Genomic DNA, 2,106 nt, shown 5'->3' with positions numbered 1-2,106 from the left:
TGTTATTCCTTATTTTGGGTAATCAACAGGCGTGAAAAAATAAAACAATTCGAAACATATTGCAATCTTGCGCACAAAGTGGTAAATTAATTAACGACTAAATGACCAGATTTGTAAAATAGTCAGTTTGCTTGACCGGCATTTATTAGGCTGCAGAAAGGAAGTGCGCGGATGGCAGTGGTGGATCGAAGGCAGCAGGTGATTAAAGCGGCGGCAAAATCCTTTTCATTATTCGGATACAAGGCGACAACAATGGATCAGGTGGCCAAAATCGCGAACGTCGGCAAAGGCACCATTTATACTTTTTTTTCGAACAAGGAGCAGTTGTTTGACGAGATTCTTCACTCGGTTATTCTTGAGATGAAAAATATCGCCGACCGGGAGATTAAGCGCGACAAGCCTTTCTTTGACAACCTGCAGCGTGTGCTGGACGCCCTGCTGGACTTTCGGAGCGAGCATGAACTGATTATCAAGCTTTCCCAGGAAAAGCGCGAATTCGGCACGCTGCAGGCGCAGGAGGGACTCGATAAGATCGAGGGCGCCATCATCGCATATCTGGAACGAGAGGTGGAGCACGCCATCAGCAAGAATGAAATTAAGCCGTGTGATCCGAAGGTTATATCGGTGGTTATGCTGAAATTGTACGTTACGCTGACGGCCGAGCTTAACAAATTGCAAGCCCCTCTGAGCAAGGAGGAGATCAAATCGTATTTCCGGCTGATTCTGGCCGAAGGTCTGGCACAAACGACGTAAGAGAATGGCGGAAGGGGTCTATTGCCCATTCTCTCCAGAAGTTTGGCGAATCAAACGGAAGTTTAGGTGAGAGCAAGAGCCGAGAGGCATTTTTTTGTCCTCTGAATTGACCAATCGGGAAAAATAGTCAGTTATTATTACAAGCTATTTTTCGTAAACAGAAAGAAACAAGTAAAGGAGAGAACCGGAGTGAAATCATTATCTGTCTTTATGAAAGACATGGGTACGGCGCTTAAGAAACCGATGACGCTAATTACCATCCTGGCCGTGCTTTTCATTCCGACGCTTTACAGCGGAGTGTATTTGAAGGCGTTTTGGGACCCTTACGGCAATCTCGATAAGATGCCGATCGCCATCGTTAATGAAGACAAGGGCGCGGATTACGAGGGGACTAAACTGAACGCCGGCCAAGATCTGGTAAAGGAGCTTAAGCAGAGCAAGGATTTTAACTGGGTCTTCGTGAGCCGCGAACAGGCGGAAGAGGGACTGAATAAAGACGAATATTATGTAGCCATTATTGTACCGGAGAATTTCTCCGCCAATGCGACGACTATGCTGGATGATCAGCCGAAGCCCGCACAGCTCATATATGAGCCGAAGCAGGGGGAGAACTTTACCGCCAGCACCATCGCGGGTTCGGCGGCCAAGGAGCTTAAGGCCAAAGTATCGGCTAAGATTACAGAAGCTTACGTGAATTCTGTGTTTGATAACATAACCGAGATATCAAACGGCCTTGGCGAAGCCAGCGACGGCGCGGCCAAAATCGCAGACGGCGCGGGTAAGCTGGACAATGGCGCGGCCAAGCTGAAAAATAATCTGGTCGTTCTGACCGACGGAGCGGGCAAGCTGCTTAGCGGCGTTCAGCCGCTGAAGCAAGGCGCCGCCGCGATCAAGAGCGGCGCAGCCGAGCTGCATACAGGCGGCAGTTCCCTTGCCTCCGGGCTGAATCAGCTGTCCGCCGCCCATAAACAGCTGGCGGACGGCGCAGCGCAGTCGGCAGCGGGCGCCAAGCAGCTAAGCGGCGGCCTGCACCAGTCCGCCCAAGGCGCGGCGCAGCTAAAGAGCGGAGCGGGAGCCGTCGCGGACGGCAGCGCGCAGCTAAAGAGCGGAGCGGAGTCTGTCGCGGACGGCAGCGCGAAGCTGCAGGCTGGCCTGACGGCCTCCGTGGACGGCAGCGCGAAGCTGGCTGACGGACTTAAGGCCTCCGCTGAAGGCAGCGCGAAGGTAAGCGCCGGCGCGAAGAGCGTCTCGGATGGACTGCAGCAGCTGGCGCAGGCCAATCCGCAGCTGGCAGCGAGCGCCGATGTGCAGAAGCTGATTGCCGCGAGCAAGGCGGTGGCGGACGGCAGCGCG

The 2,106-nt window shown here is 53.3% G+C and carries 2 protein-coding genes; both read left to right on the top strand.

Going from position 1 to position 2,106, the window contains the following annotated elements:
• Positions 1-171: 171 nt before the first annotated feature.
• Positions 172-753, top strand: coding sequence for a TetR/AcrR family transcriptional regulator (locus L691_RS0100580; protein WP_025688104.1), 582 nt, complete (start codon positions 172-174; stop codon positions 751-753).
• A 189-nt stretch (positions 754-942) separates the two neighbouring features.
• Positions 943-2,106: YhgE/Pip domain-containing protein (locus L691_RS0100575; RefSeq protein WP_025688103.1), on the top strand; the 1,164-nt coding region annotated here is incomplete at its 3' end.

It is taken from the genome of Paenibacillus zanthoxyli JH29 (assembly GCF_000520715.1).
Taxonomy (GTDB): Bacteria; Bacillota; Bacilli; order Paenibacillales; family Paenibacillaceae; genus Paenibacillus_AQ; species Paenibacillus_AQ zanthoxyli.
Note: the sequence above shows the minus strand (reverse complement) of the source record. Positions and strands in the feature narration are given on the sequence as shown.

Coding starts and splice junctions, on each gene's coding strand:
- L691_RS0100580 (WP_025688104.1), top strand. CDS start 172: ATGGCAGTGGTGGATCGAAGGCAGCAGGTGATTAAAGCGGCGGCAAAA.